Source organism: Sphingomonas sp. RIT328 (assembly GCF_000632225.1).
GTDB classification, from domain to species: Bacteria; Pseudomonadota; Alphaproteobacteria; order Sphingomonadales; family Sphingomonadaceae; genus Sphingomonas; species Sphingomonas kyungheensis.
In genome coordinates this window covers 1-15,333 of the sequence record NZ_JFYV01000001.1, presented here as the reverse complement: position 1 = coordinate 15,333, position 15,333 = coordinate 1, and the positions used below count along the sequence as shown (strand labels likewise).

20 protein-coding genes and 1 other RNA gene are annotated in these 15,333 nt (G+C 69.6%); 10 read left to right on the top strand and 11 right to left on the bottom strand.

The annotated features are described in order from the left end of the window. From pspB to BW41_RS00070, 7 genes are all read left to right on the top strand, one after another. Entirely contained in the window at positions 1–264 is a 264-nt protein-coding gene (gene pspB / locus BW41_RS00100; RefSeq protein ID WP_051583132.1) for an envelope stress response membrane protein PspB, read from the top strand. A gap of 1 nt (position 265) precedes the next feature. After that, positions 266–640, top strand: a complete 375-nt coding sequence (gene pspC / locus BW41_RS00095; RefSeq protein ID WP_037530111.1) for an envelope stress response membrane protein PspC — start codon at positions 266–268, stop codon at positions 638–640. Positions 641–688: 48 nt separating this feature from the next. Further along, positions 689–1,033: a hypothetical protein gene (locus tag BW41_RS00090; protein WP_373276460.1), complete on the top strand. Its 345-nt coding sequence runs from the start codon at positions 689–691 to the stop codon at positions 1,031–1,033. 9 nt (positions 1,034–1,042) lie between these two features. Further along, a complete protein-coding gene (locus tag BW41_RS00085) occupies positions 1,043–1,309 on the top strand; it encodes a hypothetical protein (protein WP_235199435.1) in 267 nt (88 codons plus the stop codon). A gap of 10 nt (positions 1,310–1,319) precedes the next feature. After that, positions 1,320–1,601, top strand: a complete 282-nt coding sequence (locus BW41_RS00080) for a hypothetical protein (protein ID WP_443026766.1) — start codon at positions 1,320–1,322, stop codon at positions 1,599–1,601. 173 nt (positions 1,602–1,774) lie between these two features. Continuing rightward, the gene (locus BW41_RS00075; protein ID WP_037530105.1) at positions 1,775–2,008 is read left to right on the top strand and encodes a hypothetical protein; all 234 of its coding nucleotides are present in this window, start codon (positions 1,775–1,777) and stop codon (positions 2,006–2,008) included. Positions 2,009–2,325: 317 nt separating this feature from the next. Continuing rightward, positions 2,326–2,730, top strand: coding sequence for a SufE family protein (locus tag BW41_RS00070; protein WP_037530103.1), 405 nt, complete (start codon positions 2,326–2,328; stop codon positions 2,728–2,730). On the opposite strand, the gene BW41_RS00065 is transcribed toward BW41_RS00070, so the two are convergent. The 10 genes from BW41_RS00065 to BW41_RS00025 all read right to left on the bottom strand — a co-directional run bounded on the left by BW41_RS00065 (position 2,721) and on the right by BW41_RS00025 (position 11,931). Beyond that, positions 2,721–3,053: a hypothetical protein gene (locus tag BW41_RS00065; RefSeq protein WP_037530102.1), complete on the bottom strand. Its 333-nt coding sequence runs from the start codon at positions 3,051–3,053 to the stop codon at positions 2,721–2,723. The two genes, BW41_RS00070 and BW41_RS00065, sit on opposite strands and share 10 nt — an antisense overlap. Then, positions 3,038–3,577: a J domain-containing protein gene (locus tag BW41_RS00060; RefSeq protein ID WP_037530100.1), complete on the bottom strand. Its 540-nt coding sequence runs from the start codon at positions 3,575–3,577 to the stop codon at positions 3,038–3,040. Before BW41_RS00060 ends, BW41_RS00065 begins: the two co-directional genes overlap by 16 nt. 45 nt (positions 3,578–3,622) lie before the next feature. Beyond that, positions 3,623–5,557, bottom strand: a complete 1,935-nt coding sequence (locus BW41_RS00055; protein ID WP_152542006.1) for a hypothetical protein — start codon at positions 5,555–5,557, stop codon at positions 3,623–3,625. Positions 5,558–5,604: 47 nt separating this feature from the next. Beyond that, an RNA gene (gene rnpB / locus BW41_RS19945) (RNase P RNA component class A) lies at positions 5,605–5,987 on the bottom strand. 96 nt (positions 5,988–6,083) lie between these two features. After that, on the bottom strand, positions 6,084–6,773 hold the full coding sequence (locus BW41_RS00050; protein WP_037530096.1) for an N-acetylmuramoyl-L-alanine amidase: 690 nt from the start codon (positions 6,771–6,773) through the stop codon (positions 6,084–6,086). 41 nt (positions 6,774–6,814) lie between these two features. Then, positions 6,815–7,663, bottom strand: coding sequence for a CheR family methyltransferase (locus tag BW41_RS00045; RefSeq protein WP_037530765.1), 849 nt, complete (start codon positions 7,661–7,663; stop codon positions 6,815–6,817). Between the two features lie 2 nt (positions 7,664–7,665). After that, a complete protein-coding gene (gene cheB / locus BW41_RS00040) occupies positions 7,666–8,766 on the bottom strand; it encodes a chemotaxis-specific protein-glutamate methyltransferase CheB (protein WP_051583131.1) in 1,101 nt (366 codons plus the stop codon). A 16-nt stretch (positions 8,767–8,782) separates the two neighbouring features. Beyond that, a complete protein-coding gene (locus tag BW41_RS00035; protein WP_037530094.1) occupies positions 8,783–9,148 on the bottom strand; it encodes a response regulator in 366 nt (121 codons plus the stop codon). Between the two features lie 66 nt (positions 9,149–9,214). Continuing rightward, positions 9,215–9,640, bottom strand: a complete 426-nt coding sequence (locus BW41_RS00030) for a chemotaxis protein CheW (RefSeq protein WP_037530093.1) — start codon at positions 9,638–9,640, stop codon at positions 9,215–9,217. Continuing rightward, positions 9,640–11,931, bottom strand: a complete 2,292-nt coding sequence (locus BW41_RS00025) for a chemotaxis protein CheA (RefSeq protein WP_037530092.1) — start codon at positions 11,929–11,931, stop codon at positions 9,640–9,642. Before BW41_RS00025 ends, BW41_RS00030 begins: the two co-directional genes overlap by 1 nt. A 182-nt stretch (positions 11,932–12,113) precedes the next feature. Between BW41_RS00025 and BW41_RS00020 the strand changes: the two genes are divergently transcribed. From BW41_RS00020 to BW41_RS00010, 3 genes are all read left to right on the top strand, one after another. Further along, entirely contained in the window at positions 12,114–12,857 is a 744-nt protein-coding gene (locus BW41_RS00020) for a phosphatase PAP2 family protein (protein WP_037530091.1), read from the top strand. A 149-nt stretch (positions 12,858–13,006) separates the two neighbouring features. Next, on the top strand, positions 13,007–13,471 hold the full coding sequence (locus BW41_RS00015; protein WP_037530089.1) for an Hsp20 family protein: 465 nt from the start codon (positions 13,007–13,009) through the stop codon (positions 13,469–13,471). Between the two features lie 32 nt (positions 13,472–13,503). After that, a complete protein-coding gene (locus BW41_RS00010) occupies positions 13,504–14,022 on the top strand; it encodes an Hsp20/alpha crystallin family protein (RefSeq protein ID WP_037530761.1) in 519 nt (172 codons plus the stop codon). 24 nt (positions 14,023–14,046) lie between these two features. Here BW41_RS00010 and BW41_RS00005 read toward each other — a convergent pair whose 3' ends face one another. Then, positions 14,047–15,120: an aldose epimerase family protein gene (locus tag BW41_RS00005; protein WP_200870312.1), complete on the bottom strand. Its 1,074-nt coding sequence runs from the start codon at positions 15,118–15,120 to the stop codon at positions 14,047–14,049. Between the last annotated feature and the right edge of the window lie 213 nt (positions 15,121–15,333).

Sequence of the window (15,333 nt, the reverse complement as noted above, 5' to 3'; positions counted from 1 at the left end):
ATGGACATCGAAGGCGTACTTGCCATTTCGCTTGCCCTGATCGGCCTACCCTGGTTGATCTTCCACTACATCACCAAGTGGAAACAGGCACCCAAGATCACGGAAGAAGACGAACGTCTGCTGGACGAGATGTTCAATCTCGCCCGTCGCCTCGAAGATCGGCTCAATACCGTCGAGCGGATCGTCGCCGCCGACAATCCCGACTTTCGGGCCAGTCTGAACAGCCCGCAAGCAACCCCCTATTCGCTCGACCGGAGGAATTGAGATGTCTACCCGCACCAAATTCTACGTCGACAAGCAGGAAGCCAAGTGGCTCGGCGTCTGTGCCGGGATCACCGACTATACCGGCTTCGACCTGACGCTGGTCCGCGTCGCGATGATCGTGCTGACCATCGCCACCTCGGGCTGGGTGTTCATCGCCTATGTCGCCGCCGGGCTGCTCGCGCCGAAGAAGCCCTATGGCCTCTACGAGACGCAGGAAGACGCCAAATTCTGGCAGGGCGTGCGGACCAATCCGAAGCGCTCGACCAGCGAGGTGCGCAGCAAGTTCCGCGACATCGATCGCCGGCTCGCCGACATCGAGCTGCATTACACCAGCCGCAACAGCCGACTGGCCGAGGAAATCGACAGCCTGCGCTGAGCAACGTCGGGGGCAGGATCAGGCATCACGGGTTCAGGGAGAATCACGATGGACATGGGTTGGATGGTGCCGGTCGGTATCGTCGGAGCGGTGAGCGCGCGTCACGCCTTCACCACCTGGGTCAAGGCCAAGCACGGCTATCCGCTGGAAGAGGCGCAAAACCGCCAGGCCCGCAAGATGCGGCGCATGCAGCGGATGATGTGGATGGGCTACGGCCCCGACGGCGGCGACGACATCGAGGCGGAGCGCAAGATCATGCTGCTCTCCAACGAGAACGAGAAGCTGACCGGGCAGGTCAGCCGGCTGGAGGAACGGATCGCCGTCCTCGAACGCATCGCCACCGATCCCGCCGAGCGCACCGCCCGCGAGATCGAAGCGCTTCGCGACCGCTAAGGGAGACGGATGATGGGACCCGATCATATCGTCTGCATGATCTTCGGCGCGATGGTGACGCTGGCGGTGCAATATTACGGCCGCCGCAAGGTGCGGCAGGCGATCATTGCCCCCGATGTCGAGGCGCGCCGCAACATCGACCTGCTCGATGCCGAAAACGCCCGCCGCATCGGCCAGATCGACCGGCTGCAGGAGCGGCTGGCGACGGTGGAGAGCATCGTCACCGACCGCGCCCACCGGCTCGGCCACGAAATCGACCAGCTGCGCAGCTGCTGACAGGAGTAGGATGATGAGCCCTCTGATGATCCCCATCCTCGGCATCTGTTGCGGTCTGCTCGCGATCTTCGGCGGCATCTTCGTCAAGCCTTGGTTCGCGCTCCAGCACCGCCGGATGGAGATCGAGGCCGACAAGGTCGCCGAAAAGGCCGCGCAATATGCCGCGCAGACCGAGCGGCTGGAGGAACGGGTGCGCGTGCTCGAACGCATCGTCACCGATCGCGGCGCCGACCTGGCGCAGGAGATCGACGCGCTGCGCGGCACCGCGCCCGGCCGTCTGCCGATCAACTGACCACGGGGGCCAAGGCGGCCGGAGCTGCCTGCCCCCCCCTTTCCACCCGCTGTTGTGGGTGGGACCAATCCGCGGCGCGCCCTCCCCCGGGTGGCGCCGGTACCGAAACCCGCGGCAGCGTCGGTCCCGTCCGGAGACCCGCCGCCTGCACGCCCGCTGACCGGAGGCCGATCATGAACGATCCCAACGTCTATCTTACGCTCGCGCTGGTGGCGCTCGCCGGTCTGGCGATGCTGGTCGGCGCCTGCCTGTCGGGCTGGCGCGGCTGGCTCGCGCTCCAGCACGAACAGCTCGCCGCCCGCGAGCCCGTCCCCGCCGGCCCCTCCGCCGGATCGCGGATCGAGATCGCCGATCTCAAGGAGCGTATCCGCAAGCTGGAGGCGATCGCCGCCGGTGTGGATCTGTGAGGACGCAGGTGGCGATTGCGGTTCGCCACCCCGCGTCAACGCGGAGCCCGGATGGGGCGCTTGCCTGACCGGACACCTGGTTTCCGCGCAGGCAAGACCTCTGCGAACGTCCTGACCTCCCCTGAACCGTAACGTCGCCCCGGACGTGTTCCGGGGTCTGCCGCCCCGCAAACCCAGAGGCTGCTCTTGCGGAACAGTGGATGCCGGAACCAGTCCGGCATGACACACGGTGTTGCAGAGGATTCGCCAGGACCGGCGCGGCATCACCAAGGTGATGGCCGATTGCCTCCTCCCCGCCGCCGGTCTACCGCGCCGTGATGACCAGCATCGCCGAGATCCGCGACGAATATGACTTCCTCGATGCCGACGATCGCTATCGGCTGCTGATCGACCTCGGCCGGTCGCTCGAGCCGATGCCGGAAGCGCTCAAGACGGAGGCGACGCTGGTGCGCGGCTGTTCCGCATCGGTCTGGGTCTATCCGATGCGGGCGGAGGACGGCACGCTCCATTTCCTCGCCGACAGCAATGCCGCGATCACCAAGGGGATCATCGCGCTCGTGCTGCGTACCGTGCAGGACGAGACGCCGGCGACGATCGTCGCGACCGATATCGAGGGCGCACTCGCGCCGTTCGATCTCGCCAATCAGCTGAGCTCGAACCGGACGCAGGGCATCCCCAACATGATCGCACTGATCCGCGAAACCGCGCGCCGCTACGCCTGATCGGCGGGCACGGTCCGCACTGTCGCCAGCCGCGCGGCAAGTTCGGCGACGTCGGCGCCCTGCGGCACGACCAGCCACGTCCCCGGCGCGCGGCCGTCGATCAGCGCAACGCCGCCGCGCGGACACAGGCCGAGGCAGCGCGTCTCGACCACGCCGAGCGTCGCCTTGCGCCCCTTGCCGAGGCCGAGCAGCTTGCGCAGCAGCTTGGCGAGCGGCGTCTGCGCCTTCTTGCCGAAGCCGCCGTCCAGCTTCTTCGAACATTTGCCGCAGACCAGGATCGCGCCGCGCCAGGCGCTCGGCACCTGCTTCAGCGGGGGCGCCATTCGCGCCGTTCCTCCGCGCTGCGCAGCACCTCATAGGCGGCCTGCACCGTCTGGAAACGCACCGCGGCATCGGCATCGCCGGGGCGGATGTCAGGATGGTTTTCCTTGGCGAGCTTGCGCCACGCGGCCTTCACCGTGTCGAAATCCGCATCGGTATCGAGCCCGAGCACGTCGAGCGCGCGCATCTCGTCGCGCGAGCGGCTGCCGTCGCCGCTGCCGCCCCAGGCATAATGGCTGGCATTGGCATAGCCCGACGCATCCTGCGACTCCGCCGCCTCGCGCTGCGCCGCTTCCTCCGCGGACAGGCCTTCGAAATAGTTCCAGCCGCGATTATATTCGGCGGCGTGCGTCGTGCAGAAATACCAGCGGTCGGGGCTGTTGGGCGATTTCGGCGCGGGGCAATCACCCGGCTCGGTACAGCCGTGCCGGTCGCAGATCCGCACCGTCGTCGTCTCGCGACCCGAGCCATAGCCACGCCAGCGGGGAAAGCCCCAATCGTTCGAGCGTGAAGTGCTGCGCGCCATCAGGACCACATAGGCCCTGGGCGCCAAGGCGCAACCGGAACGGGGTCAGTGGGGTATCCGGAATTTGACGTTGGAGGTGTTCGCCCCGCAGGCCAGCGCGCCTTCGGGCCGATAGGTCTTGGCATAGACAAGCCCGCTCGCCGTCGCCGCGCCCGCCTTGGTGAAGATAAACGGCGGATAGGAGACGATCGCGCGCGCATTGAGGACATGGCCGTTGGCGGCGATGTCATATTGCGTCCGCGTCCACCCTTCGAAGCCCCACGACAGCGCCTCTTCCGGGAAGCTGCCGCCCGAGTGGAGCATCCGCGGCGCATCGCCGACCAGCGCGCACTGGCTCGCGGTAAGGCCGGTCTTGTCGAAGGCCGCCTTGGCCGCGGCGTCGTCGCCGCGCCGCTGCGCCAGCGACGCGAGGCGGATCTGCGCGCCGGTGCGCAGCGCATCGTCCGCGGGCAGCGCCGGATCGTCGACGACCTGGCCGAGCAACGCCGCCATCCGGTCGCTCGCGTTCCGCTCCTCGTCCGCGAGCAACAACCGCAATGCGGCGCGGGCACGCGGATCGCCGGCATAGGGCTGCTGATCGAGCAGCGGCGCAACCACCCGGCGGAAGGTGCCGGGGCGCCACTGGTCCGCGACACCGTTGAGCCGTGCGTCGAGGTCGAGCGCGAGCTGCCCCGTCACCGGCGCCTGTGCCGCCCTCGCCGCCTGCAAGGCCTCGGCCGCGAACTGGGCGCGTTCCTCGCGCGGCACCACCGGCGAATTGAGCAGCGCGATCAGCGCCGGCAGCTTGCCCGCGGGCGGCGCGGCGGCCAGTGCAGCACGCTGGCCGGCCAGCGCCTGCGCCGGGTTTTCGGGCGCGTCGGCCATCGGAGCACCGCGCTCGGCAGACCAGCGCGTCAGGTCCGCGAGCAACCCGTCCGTGATCGACGGCCGCGGAAAGGCCATGTTGCAGCGTAATTCGACCCGCGCATTGTAGCGCAGGAAACTGGGTATCGCCTTGACCTGCTCGGCACTCCACGCCCACTGCCGGGCCGCGCGGGCAAAGGCGAGCGCGACCGTGCGCCCGCCTTCGGCATAGATCGGCTCGGCAAGCAGGACGCTGCCATCGTCGGCGATGGAGAATTGCACGACGGCGAGCTGCTCGGGCTTGAGCCCCGCCTCACCGCCGCAATCGGGCGGGGTCATCGCCGCGCCGAGATCGAACTGGCCGTCCGGCATCCGACCCGCGCCGGTCATCGCCATATAGTGGCGCGCCTCGTCCTTCCGCCCGGCGAGCAGCATCGCCAGGGCGACGTTCGATCGCGCCGCGACATCGCGCAGGTCGGTCTTCTCGGTGAGTCCGCCGAGCAGCTTGACGGCGCGCATCGCCTCGGCCGTGGCGACGGGCAGATTGCCGGTGTTGAGCGCGAGCACCGCCTTGGCGGAGGCGAAATCGGCGGCGAGCGGATTGTCGATCGGCGTCGCGGCGATCACCGCATCGGCGCGTGCGGCTGCGGCGGTTGCGGTGGCGGGATCGGTGAAGGTCGCGGTGCGGATCAGCCCGCGCAAGGCGGCAAGCCGTTCGCCGGCGGTCGCGGCCTCCTGCTCGGCATGGCGGTAGGCGTCGGCGGCGCTGGCATAATCGAGCGTCTGCTGGTCAAGCCCGGCGAGGTTGAGATAGGCATCGAAGCGATCCGCGCTCAACGTCTTGTCGCCGGTCGGCAGCAGCGCCAGCCCCTCGCGGGTCGCGGCGACCGCCTCGTCATAGCGTTTGAGCGCGACCAAATCCCGGCTCTTGCGCACCAGCACGATGCCGCGGCTGCGCGGTTTGGCCGCAACGCGGGGCTCCAGCGCCTGCCATGCCGCGAGCGCCGCGGCATGGTCGTCGCCCGCGCTCAGCGCCGTGGCGGCCTCGAAATCCTGCTGGACGCTCCGCTGGGGCTGCGCGACGGCCGCACTGCCGATGGCCAGCATCGTCGCCAGCACGCCCATTTCGATCCGCATCGTCCGTCCCCCGTCCCTTGGGGGCAGCCTGCACCACGGGGCAATGAAACGCCAGAGGGTCTGTAAGCCGGGTTCTGTCCTCTTCCTTACGGAAGATGGGCGACCATTCCTCTACGACGACGCTTGCGCGCCGCCTCCAGCAACCAACCCGGGCGACGAGCTGAAACAAAGCCCCGGAGCACGAAGCCCCCTGTCGCCCCTATTCGGTCTTGCTCCCGGTGGGGTTTACCATGCCGCTCCTGTTACCAGGCGCGCGGTGCGCTCTTACCGCACCCTTTCACCCTGACGTGGCCGAAGCCGTCGCCGTCTGCTCTCTGTGGCACTGTCCCTGGGGTCACCCCCGCCGGGCGTTACCCGGCACCGTTGTTTCGCGGAGCCCGGACTTTCCTCGCGTATCCGTTGGGATACCCGCGGCCGCCCGACCCTCTGACCGGGTGCGCCCTAGCGCGGGAAATCGCGCTAGGGAAGCGGTGCCGGCGCGCTTCCATGCCGAACGCCGCGCTGCCGCCGCGTCCGGCACGACGCTTCAGTGGTCGCCCTGCGGCTTGGGCAGCAGCAGCGCGAGCAGGATCATCCGGCATTCGGCGTCGATCTCGCCGTCGATCAGCTCGGGGCGATAGCGGCGCTGGAAGGCCATGATCGCCGCCATCGCGTCGCTGACGTCATAGCCGAAGCGTTCGAGCGCGAGCAGGAAGCCGCCCTGCGTCCACATCGGGTCGAGCAGGTTGCGCGTCGGGCGCGGCAGCGCGAGCCGCAGCCGGGCGAGCTTGCCCCAGGGGAAGAGCTCGCCGGGATCGCGCTTGCGCGCCGGGGCGATATCGGAATGGCCGACGATATTGCCGCGGGTGATGCCGTGGCGTTCCTTGATCGCCGCGACCAGCGGGATCAGCGCCGCGATCTGCTCCTCGGTGAACGGGCGATAGCCCCAGTCGTGGCCGGGATTGACGATCTCGATACCGACGCTCGCCGAATTGACGTCGGTGATGCCGCGCCACGACGAGCGGCCGGCATGCCAGGCGCGGTCCTGTTCGGCGACGAGCCGACAGACCGTGCCGTCCTCCTCGACCAGATAATGCGCGGACACCTTGGCCTCCGGATCGCGCAGCCGCGCGAGCGCCGACGGGCCGTCCTGCATGCCGGTATAATGCAGCACGATCATGGAGATCGGCAGCGACCGCTCGTCGAAGTTCGGCGAGGGCGTGTCGAGGATGGTCATGGCGTCAGCCTAGCCGAGCCGGGCCGGGTGCGTAAGGGGGATCAGGCCGCGGCGGCGTGCGACGGTGCCGGCCTATCGCCGGTCCGCTCGTAGAGGCCGCGCAACCGGCGGCTGGGGGCGAAGGCGTCGGTCTGGCCGATCACCGTCTCGCCGGCGCCGAGCACGAGCGTTCCGCCCGGCCGCATCGCCGCGGCGAAGCGCGCGAAGACCGCCGCCTTGGTCGTCGGGGAGAGATAGAGCAGCACGTTGCGGCAGAGGATGACGTCGAACGCGCCGCCCGGCGGATGATCGGCGACGAGATTGTGGCGGCGCACCGTCACCAGCCGGGTCAGCTCGGGCCGGGCGACCCAGTCGCCGCCCTCGCTGTCGAACCAGCGCATCATGCGGCGGATCGGCAGGCCGCGCTGAATCTCGAACTGATTGTAGCGGCCGGCGCGCGCGCGGGCGACCGCCGCCTCGGACACGTCGGTGGCGATGATCTCCGGCATCGGTCGCCCGCCTTCGGCGCGTTCGGCGAACAGCATCGCCAGCGACAGCGGCTCCTGCCCGGTCGAACAGCCCGCGCACCAGATGCGCGGCCGCCGCCCGGCGGCTTCGGCACCGGCGACCGCCTCGAGCACCAGATCGAAGACCGGCGCGTCGCGGAAGAAGGAGGTTTCCTGGTTGACCAGCGCGTTGACGATCTGATCGCCGACCCGCACGTCCTGCCCGTCGAGCAGCAGCGTCACCAATTGGTCGAGCGTGTCGAGCCCGCGTTCGCGCAGCAGCGGCTTGAGCGCGACGTCGATCCGCCACGAACGATAGCTGGCGATCTGCTGCCCGGTGCGCGCCTCGAGCAAGGCGCTGAAGACGTTGAGGGCGACGGGCGATACCGTCCCGGACGCGGGCATGGTCATGGCCGGCGCCGGGCGGCGGCGATGCGGCCGATCGCGGCGGGGGGCAGCACGGCGTCCGCGCTGCCGCCGTCGACCACCGCGCCGGGCATGCCCCAGATCACCGAACTCGCCTGATCCTGGACGACCACGCAGCCGCCCGCCTCATGCACCCGTCGCGCGCCGTCCGATCCGTCGCGGCCCATGCCGCTCAGCACCACGGCGAGCAGCCGCGGCCCGAACACCGCCGCGAGCGAGGCGAACATCGGGTCGACCGAGGGCGTGCAGCCGCTCGCCACCGGCTCGGCGGTGAGGCGGATCGCGGCGGAGCCGTCGGCGAGCGCGACGATGCGCATGTGCGCATCCCCCGGCGCGACGACGATCCGGCCGGGACGCAGCCGCAGCCGGTCGGTCGCGACCTCGCACGGGCGCTTGCCGATCAGCGCGAGCTGCGCGGCGAAATAGGGCATGAAGGCGGTCGGCAGATGCTGGGTGATGAGGATCGGCAGGCGGAAGCTCGCCGGGATCTCGGCGAGGAAGGCGCTCAGCGCATGGATGCCGCCGGTCGAGGCGCCGATCGCGACAATGTCGAATTCGTCGCTGCCGGCACCGGTCGCGATGCGCGGCGGCGGTGCGGGGCGCGCCGGCGCGGGCGGCGACGGCATGCGTGACGGGGTGGCGCCGGCGAGCCGGTCGAGCTTGTCGATCAGGATCGCGGCGAATTGACCGAGGCGCGCGCCGCTCGCCGGCTTGAACACCGTGTCGGCGGCGCCGAGCGCGAGCGCCTGCACCGTCGTCGCGGCGCCCTCTCCCGCCTGGCCGGAGACGACGAGCACCGTCGCCCCCGCCCCGGCGACGATCAGGTCGGGCAGCGCGGTCAGCCCGTCGGTGCCCGGCATCTGCACGTCGAGCAGGATCACGTCGACCTTCGCCCGCGCCAGCACGTCGAGCGCCGCGGCGGCGGTGCTGACGCTGGCGACGACGGCATAGCGATCGGTCGCGGTCAGGATGCGTTCGACCACCGCGCGCGCGACCGCCGAATCATCGACGATCAGCACCCGCGCCGGAGTCGCGCCGGCGGTCGCGGCCTCCTGCCGGTCGAGGGGTATCGCGGTGGCCATCACGCCGGCCTCCGCCTCAGGCCATGCCGACGATCTGGAGTTTGGATTCGAGCGTATCGCGGTCGAACGGCTTCATGACATATTCGTCCGCCCCCGCCTCGATCGCCGCGCGGATATAGGCCATGCCGTTTTCCGTGGTGCAGAACACCACCTTGGGCCGCGTCGGGATCGGCGCCTCGCGCAGCGCGCGCAGGAAATCCATGCCGCTCATCACCGGCATGTTCCAGTCGAGCAGGATCACGTCGGGCGGCGAGGCGAGACAGGCGTCGAGCGCCTCGCGCCCGTCGCAGGCTTCCGACACGGTGAAGTCGAGCGTTTCGAGGATATGGCGCGCGACCTTCCGGATCACCTTCGAATCGTCGACAACGAGGCAGGTCTTCATGGATAAGCCTTTATACGGGCGTGTGTTCGCCATTCGGGACAGTGGCAGCGAAGCGTAAGCGTCGCGTTAAGCGGCGAGCGTTTGTTGCGGGACGAGCGCGGCAAGATCGACGATCAGCAACGGTTCGCCGTCGCGCTCGACGAGGCCGATGCCGGCGCGCGCCCAGCCATGGTCGAGCGCGAGGCCCGGCGACAGCGGCTGCGCCTCGAAGACCGAGACGTCCTCCAGTTCGTCGACGAGGATCGCGTAGAGATGGCCGTCGATACGGGTGATGACGGCGCGGCGCGCGCTGGCCGGCGTCGGATCGAGGCCGAGCGCGGTGCCGGTGTCGATGACGGTCACGACGCGGCTGCGCAGCGCGACGAGGCCGCGGACCGCCGCCTCGGTGCGCGGCACCGCGATCACCTGCGCGATATCGACCACCGAATCGACCTGGCTGGTCTCGATGGCGACACCGCGCCCGGCGATATGCGCGATCAGGAACAGGCCCATCAGCGATCTCCCACGGCATGCGCCAGCGCGTCGAGCAGCGCCGGCCGGTCATAGCGATAGATGCTGGCGGGATCGCCGTCGCTCGGCCGCTCCTGGCGCAGCCGGACGACGTTGCGCGCGGCGGCGGGGGCGATCGTCGCTCCGTCCATCACCAGCGCCACGTCGGCCGGTCCGTCCGGCGGCGGCTGCATCACGCAGCGATAGCCCATCGATTCGAGCATCGGCCGCAGGAAGGTCTCCATCCAGCCGCCGGCATCGCGTTGCAGCCAGCACAGGCGATCGCCGGCGGGTTGCAGCGCCCCGGCGAACAGCGCGTGCGCGTCGAGCAATTCGACCTGCTCGCCGTCGATGATGACGACGCCGGCGACCGGCCCGACCCCGCGCGCCGGCGCGACCTCGCCGGGCAGCTGCACGATCTCGACGGGTTCGTGGATCGCATAAGCGATCTCGGTCGATCCGTCGGTCAGCCGCAGCACGGGCAGGTCGGCGCGCTCGCCGATCGCGGCGGCGGCGTGGAGCGGCACGAGGTGGCCGCCGATCGCGAGTCGCAACTGGCCGCCGGTGCGGCGGATCGCGGCGGTCGACACCGTCTCGACGCGGTCGATCGCGGCGAGCGGCAGCACGCGGCGCTGGTCGTCGAGATCCTCGAACATCAGCGCGAGCACGCCGCGCGCCGGTGCCGCGGCAGCGGCCTCCTCCTCGGCGAGGATGCCGTGGAGGAAGCGCAGCCCGGCGACGGTGGCGATCCCCGAGGCGTCGAGCAGCAGCATCGGCAGTCCCGAATCGGGCAAGGTATGGCCGGCATAGACGCCGGTCGCCATCACCGCGGGCGCGGCGGGCTTGACCACCAGTTCCTCGGCATCGATCACCGCATCGATCGCCAGCGCATAATCGCCGTCGCGGGTGGCGACGATCGCCAGATTGGTCTCGCCGCCCGTACCGATGCCGAGCAGCCGGCCGAGCGAAACGAGCGGCAGCCGCCGTCCGCGCACCGTCGCCACCTGGGCATCGCCGACCGTGTCGATCCGCACCGTCTCGCCGCCGATGCGCAGGATCTCGTCGACCGACTGGCGCGCGATCGCGAAGCGCTGGTCGCCGACGCCGACGACGATCGTCGACATGATCGATAGGGTCAGCGGCACCGAGATGACGATCGTCAGCCCCTGCCCCGGCCGGTTGGCGAGTTGGATGCGGCCGCCGATATGTTCGATGTTCGACCGCACCACGTCCATGCCGACGCCGCGGCCCGAGATCGCGGTGACGGTGTCGCGACTCGACAGGCCGGCGTGGAAAATCAGGTCGAGCCGTGCCGCCGCGTCCATCGACGCGAGCGCCGCGTCGCTGACCAGCCCCTGCGCGCGCGCCTTGGCGGCGAGCCGGTCGCTGTCGATGCCGCGGCCGTCGTCGGCGATCTCGACGAGGATCTGGTTGCCCGACTGGCGCGCCGAGACGAGCAGCCGGCCCGTCTCCGGCTTGCCCGCGGCGCGGCGCTCGGCCGGCGTCTCGATGCCGTGATCGACCGCGTTACGGATGATGTGGACGAGCGGATCGCGCATCAGCTCGATCATCTCGCGGTCAAGCTCGACATCGGCGCCGTCAATGCTGAGCGCGACCGACTTGCCGAGCTCGCCCGCGGTATCGCGCACCATCCGCGGCAAAGCCGAGAAGAGCGCGTCGATCCGCTGCATCCGGGTGCGGGTGACGGTGTCGCGCATGTCGGAGACGGTGAGCGACAGCCGCTCCAGCGCCGCCTCGACCAGCGGATCGACCTGTTCGTCGCGCAGTCGCCGGGCGAGCTCGTTGCGCGCCAGCACCATCTCCGACATGCCGCTCATCATCCGGTCGAGCAGGTCGACGTTGAGGCGGACCGAGCGGCCGTTGCTACGCATCGCCGCCGCCGGCTGCGCGACGACCGCGGGGCGGGCATCCTCGGCAAGCGCGGCGATCAGCAGGTCCTCGCACGAATCGTCGAGCGGCGCGCCGGCGTCAATCGCCTCGACCAGTTCGCCGATCCGGTCGACGATGGCGAGCACCGCATCGACCAGCGCGGTGTCAGGGAGGCGCTGTCCGTCGCGCACCGCGGCGAGCACATCCTCGGCGGCATGGCTGAGCCGGGCGAGCCGCGGCAGATCGAGGAAGCCGCAGCTGCCCTTCACCGTGTGAACGAAGCGGAAGATCGCATCCAGCCGCGTCCGATCGGTCGGCGCCGCCTCCCATGCGACGATCTCCCCCGACAACGCCTCGAGCGTCTCGCGGGTCTCGGCGATGAATTCCTGCAGAAGGTCGTCCATGGGTCCCCGTGGGTTATCCCTGGGTCATGGCGGAACATGCGTTAAAGCTGCGTTTACTCGCGAGGGGGCGGCGCGGCCCGATCTGACACATGACAGGCGCATTTCATTTAGATGACAGATTAGTGACAATTCCCGCTGGCCGATCTACGTTTTGGCGCGACGAGGGTAAGGGGGGCAGAGCAATGCAGAACGGCTTCGACATGGCGGCCGTGCGCTTCTTCGCCGGGCTGAACGGCCATCGCGGGCTCGACGACGTCTTCGTCTATGGTCTGCATTACAATACGGTGCAGACGCTGCCGATCGCGATGATCGCCTTCGCCATGTGGCTGACCGCGCCGCGCGACGGCCGCCGCAGCGACATCATCATGACCGGCTTCATCGCCGCGATCGTCGTCGTCGCGCTGGCGATGGCGTCGAAGCTGTTCCTGCCGGCGCGGCCCCGTCCTGCCGCGCTCGGCCTGTATCCCTTCACCAGGCAGGATTTCCCCTTCGACTGGTCGTCGCTGCCGAGCGACACGCTCGCCATCCTCTCGTCCTTCACCGCCGCGATGTGGACCGCGGAACGGCGCTGGGGGATCGTCGGCATCGCCATGTGCGTGCTGGTCGCGATCGCCAAGATGTTCGCCGGCTACCATTATCCCACCGACATCCTGATCGGCGCCGGGCTCGGCGTCGCGACCTTCACCGGCCTGTGGCGCTTCACCGATATCGGCCATCGCGCCAACCGGATCGTCGCCCTCGCCTATCGCCGCGCGCCGGTGGCGATCACCGCCGCTCTCGCCTTCGTCGCGGTGAGCTTCGGCACGCTGTTCGCGGATCAGCGCGTGCTGGTGAAATATTTGCTCGGCAAGGAGTCGATCTCGGGCGAGACGACGCGCGTCACCGCCGCGGCCGGCGGTCGCGTCGTGGTGCAGATGCTTCCGTAAAAAATTCGCGCCGGTCGGCTTGAACCGCAATCGGCGCTTTCTAATTCACCGTCGCCGGGCGCCGTGTTCGGGTCCGGTTGGACGTAGGGGGCGCCGGCTCTCGCTCCGGCGCAGCTCAGGTCCAGATTGCTCGTCAGGAGGATTTGGAGATGAGGACCAATTTCGATTTCACACCGTATCGGCGCGCCACGGTCGGCTACGACCGGTTGTTCGACCTGCTCGAAACGGGGACCCGCGGCGACGGCGGCGACGGCTATCCGCCCTATGACATCGTCCGCGAGGGCGACGACCGCTACCGCATCACGATCGCGCTCGCCGGTTTCCGGCCCGAGCAGATCGAGATCGTCGCGCGCGACAACCAGCTGACCGTCACCGGTCGCCACGCCGAACCCGATCGGGATGGATCGGACGACAGCGGCAGCCGCTTCCTGCATCGCGGCATCGCGACGCGCTCGTTCGAGCGGCGCTTCCAGCTCGCCGATTACGTCGAGGTACAGTCCGCCGACTTCCGCGACGGCCTGCTCAGCATCGCGCTGCAACGCATCGTGCCGGACGCGATGAAGCCGCGCCGCATCGCGATCAACGACGGCGCCGCTCTGCCCGCGGCCGCCTGATCCCCACAGCCCAGCCAGACAGGAGAATGATGATGGCTTTCCGTGATCTGATCCCCTGGAGCCGCCAGGACCATCGCGCCGTACCGGCGATCGGCCTGCGCGATGCCGAGGGCGCCCGCGACACGCCTCCCTTGCTGTCGCTTCACCGCGAGATGAACCGCCTGTTCGACGACGTGCTGCACGGCTTCGGCGCGCCGTCCTTCGCCACCGAACGCCTCGCCGTGCCGAGCGTCGAGCTGAGCGAGACCGATCAGGCGATCCGCGTCACTGCGGAACTGCCCGGGCTCGAACGGAAGGACGTCGAGCTGTCGATCGAGGACCAGGTGCTGACGTTGCGCGGCGATAAGAAGGCCGAGGTGGCGGACGAGGCGCGCGGCTATTCCGAACGCCGCTACGGCCGCTTCGAACGCCGCATCGGCCTGCCGCGCGGCATCGACGCCGACAAGGCGACCGCCGCCTTCGCCCATGGCGTGCTCACCGTGACGATACCGCGCACCGCCGCCGCCGGGGATGCGGTGCGGCGCATCCCGATCCACGCCGGCTCGGGCTGAGCCGCAGCGACGGCGCCCGCCCAACTAGCAGGCGGGCGCCCCCTTCGCCGCCACCCCGAACCGCCAGATCGTCGTCTGGCGATAGGTCTCGCCCGGACGCAGCCGCGTCGACGGGAAGGAGGGCTGGTTGGGACTGTCGGCGAGATGCTGCATCTCGAGCGCGATGCCGTCGCCCGGCCGGTAGACATGGCCGCCGGGACCGGCATCGCTGCCGTCGATATAGCCGCCAGTATAGGCCTGGATCGACGGTTCGGTCGTCTCGATCGTCAACGTCCGGCCCGAGCCGGGATCGACCAGCCGCGCGACCGGCGCCAGCGTGCCGGCGGGCTTGTCGAACAGCCAGGCGTGATTGTAGCCGCGTGGCGTCAGCGGCGGCTGCGCGATCCGTTCGCCGATCGTGTGCGGACAGCGGAAGTCGAACGGCGTCCCTGCGACCGGGGTGAAGCGGCCGCTCGGAATGCCGCCGGCGTCGGTGTCGACCAGCCGCGCCGCGCGCAGTTGCAGATATTGGCCGTCGACGCTGCCGCTGCTCTCCCCCGCCAGGTTGAAATAGCTGTGGTTGGTGAGGTTGAGCACGGTCGGCCGGGTGGTCTGCGCCCGATAGTCGATATGCAGCGCATCGTCGTCGGCGAGCCGATAGGTGACGCTCACCGTCAGCCGGCCGGGGAAATTTTGGAATCCGTCGGGGCTGACGAGCGTGAAGCGGACGCTGTCGCGGCGGATCGCGGCGGGCGTCCAGTCGACGGTGTCGAACCCCTGCGGACCGCCGCCGTGCAGCGCATTGGCGCCGTCATTGGCGACCAGCGTCACCGGCCGGCCGTCGATGGCGAAGCGCGCACCGCCGATCCGCCCGGCATAGCGGCCGATCGTCGCGCCGAAGCCGCTCTTGCGGATCTTGGCGCGATAGTCCGCCGGGGTCGGATAGCCGAGCACGACATTGGCGCGATGGCCGTCGCGATCGGGCACCTCGACCGCGGTGACGATCGCGCCCTGCGGGATCAGCCGCACCACCATGCCGTGCGCGTTGCGCAGCGTGATCGTCGGATCGGCGGGTGGCGTCGCGGCGGCGATCGCGGCAAGCGGGAGCAAAATCATCATCCACGCGATCTACGCCAGCGACGGCAGGTGGGCGAGTCCCGCGTGGCGTTGCGCTTGCGTGCAATACAGCCGAGGTTCAGCGGCTATGCTTAACAGGACCGCCATGGATTCCGAGACGCCCGCCCCCGCTCCCGCCCCGGCGATCCGCGCCGTTGCCGACGAGATGACGGCGCTCTTCGGCGCGACCCCTCGCGGCGATCTGCCGACGGCCCG

Bases quoted from the DNA above. Each gene is read 5' to 3' on its own strand.
- pspB (WP_051583132.1), top strand. From the start codon at position 1: ATGGACATCGAAGGCGTACTTGCCATTTCGCTTGCCCTGATCGGCCTA.
- pspC (WP_037530111.1), top strand. From the start codon at position 266: ATGTCTACCCGCACCAAATTCTACGTCGACAAGCAGGAAGCCAAGTGG.
- BW41_RS00090 (WP_373276460.1), top strand. From the start codon at position 689: ATGGACATGGGTTGGATGGTGCCGGTCGGTATCGTCGGAGCGGTGAGC.
- BW41_RS00085 (WP_235199435.1), top strand. From the start codon at position 1,043: ATGATGGGACCCGATCATATCGTCTGCATGATCTTCGGCGCGATGGTG.
- BW41_RS00080 (WP_443026766.1), top strand. From the start codon at position 1,320: ATGATGAGCCCTCTGATGATCCCCATCCTCGGCATCTGTTGCGGTCTG.
- BW41_RS00075 (WP_037530105.1), top strand. From the start codon at position 1,775: ATGAACGATCCCAACGTCTATCTTACGCTCGCGCTGGTGGCGCTCGCC.
- BW41_RS00070 (WP_037530103.1), top strand. From the start codon at position 2,326: ATGACCAGCATCGCCGAGATCCGCGACGAATATGACTTCCTCGATGCC.
- BW41_RS00065 (WP_037530102.1), bottom strand. From the start codon at position 3,053: ATGGCGCCCCCGCTGAAGCAGGTGCCGAGCGCCTGGCGCGGCGCGATC.
- BW41_RS00060 (WP_037530100.1), bottom strand. From the start codon at position 3,577: ATGGCGCGCAGCACTTCACGCTCGAACGATTGGGGCTTTCCCCGCTGG.
- BW41_RS00055 (WP_152542006.1), bottom strand. From the start codon at position 5,557: ATGCGGATCGAAATGGGCGTGCTGGCGACGATGCTGGCCATCGGCAGT.
- BW41_RS00050 (WP_037530096.1), bottom strand. From the start codon at position 6,773: ATGACCATCCTCGACACGCCCTCGCCGAACTTCGACGAGCGGTCGCTG.
- BW41_RS00045 (WP_037530765.1), bottom strand. From the start codon at position 7,663: ATGCCCGCGTCCGGGACGGTATCGCCCGTCGCCCTCAACGTCTTCAGC.
- cheB (WP_051583131.1), bottom strand. From the start codon at position 8,766: ATGGCCACCGCGATACCCCTCGACCGGCAGGAGGCCGCGACCGCCGGC.
- BW41_RS00035 (WP_037530094.1), bottom strand. From the start codon at position 9,148: ATGAAGACCTGCCTCGTTGTCGACGATTCGAAGGTGATCCGGAAGGTC.
- BW41_RS00030 (WP_037530093.1), bottom strand. From the start codon at position 9,640: ATGGGCCTGTTCCTGATCGCGCATATCGCCGGGCGCGGTGTCGCCATC.
- BW41_RS00025 (WP_037530092.1), bottom strand. From the start codon at position 11,931: ATGGACGACCTTCTGCAGGAATTCATCGCCGAGACCCGCGAGACGCTC.
- BW41_RS00020 (WP_037530091.1), top strand. From the start codon at position 12,114: ATGCAGAACGGCTTCGACATGGCGGCCGTGCGCTTCTTCGCCGGGCTG.
- BW41_RS00015 (WP_037530089.1), top strand. From the start codon at position 13,007: ATGAGGACCAATTTCGATTTCACACCGTATCGGCGCGCCACGGTCGGC.
- BW41_RS00010 (WP_037530761.1), top strand. From the start codon at position 13,504: ATGGCTTTCCGTGATCTGATCCCCTGGAGCCGCCAGGACCATCGCGCC.
- BW41_RS00005 (WP_200870312.1), bottom strand. From the start codon at position 15,120: ATGATGATTTTGCTCCCGCTTGCCGCGATCGCCGCCGCGACGCCACCC.